At 75.8% G+C, this 1,224-nt stretch carries 1 protein-coding gene; it reads left to right on the forward strand.

What is annotated here, in order from left to right; translation table 11 throughout:
* Positions 1-126 precede the first annotated feature (126 nt).
* Complete coding sequence (locus HMPREF3086_RS03100) at positions 127-1,092, forward strand: endonuclease/exonuclease/phosphatase family protein (RefSeq protein ID WP_070720136.1); 966 nt, start codon at positions 127-129, stop codon at positions 1,090-1,092.
* Positions 1,093-1,224: the final 132 nt, after the last annotated feature.

Consider the following 1,224-nt stretch of genomic DNA (forward strand, 5'->3'; position numbering starts at 1 on the left):
GCCCTCCGCGTCGCCGTCCTCGCCGACCGTCGCGTCGGTGGCCGAGACGGTGCGCTCGATGGTGCGCAACGGTGACGACCTCGACCGGGTCATCGCCGCGCTGGGAGACCTGCGCAAGTTCCTGCGTTGAGCGTTCGGCGCCCGGTCGCCCGGGCCGTCGCGGTGCTCACGGCGCTCGTCGCCGCGGCGGGGGTCGCGTTGCACCACTCCCGCGCGGAGATCGCGGTGGTTCCGGTCCTGGCGTCCTTCGCCGTGGCGTTCTGGGCGTTCTCGCTGGTCGCGCTCATCGCCGCGGTGCGGGCACGGTCGGTGCTGCTCGGGATCGTGGCCGCCGCGCTGGTCGGCGTGGGCGCGGTGCAGTACGCGCCGATGGTGGGACCGGCACCTGAGGTCGACGACGACGAGGGGGTCGGAGTGCGGGTGATGGTGCAGAACCTCGAGTACGGCCGGGCCGCCCCGCACGACGTGGTGCGGGCGGTACGCACGGGCGGGGTGGACCTTCTCCTGACGGTCGAGACGACCCCGGAGTCGGCGGACGCGCTGCGCACCGCCGGGCTCACGGGCCTGCTCCCGCACGAGGCCGCCGCCACCGCGCCCACCACGCAGGGGGTCGCCGTGTGGTCGAGGTTCCCGCTCTCGGCGCCGGAGCGCGTGCCCGGCTTCAGCCTGGGGCTGGTGCGCACGGAGATGGCCGGGCCCGGCGGGCCGGTCACGGTGGTGGCCGCGCACCCGGTGGCCCCCGTCTTCGATGCCGCGCTGGCGGTCGAGGAGGCCGACCGCCTGCGGTGGTACTTGGGCAGCCTGCCGGGGCCGGCCCCGGTGATCGTGGGCGGGGACTTCAACGCCACCTGGGACCACGTGCGGTTCCGCGACCTGCGCGGGCTCGGGTACACCGACTCGGTCTCCGGCGGCCGGGACGGGTGGGTGCCCACCTGGCCGGCGGGCCGGCGGTTGCCGCCGGCCATCGGAATCGACCACGTCCTGGCGAGGGGCGCGGTCGCGGTGGGGGAGACCGAGACCGTCGAGGTGGACAGGACCGACCATCTGGGCGTGCTCGCCACGGTGCGTCTGCCCGCCCCACGGGGAGGGTGACCTACCATGCGCACCATGAGTACACGTTCGCGCGCGACCGGAGTCGTCGTCGCCACCGGCGCGGTGTTGGCGGCCGTCCTGGCGGGGTGCGGCGGGGCGACCGTGGAGGGGGAGGCCCCCGAGGTGTCGGCG

Origin of the sequence: Dietzia sp. HMSC21D01, from assembly GCF_001815995.1 — a bacterium.
GTDB classification, from domain to species: Bacteria; Actinomycetota; Actinomycetes; order Mycobacteriales; family Mycobacteriaceae; genus Dietzia; species Dietzia cinnamea.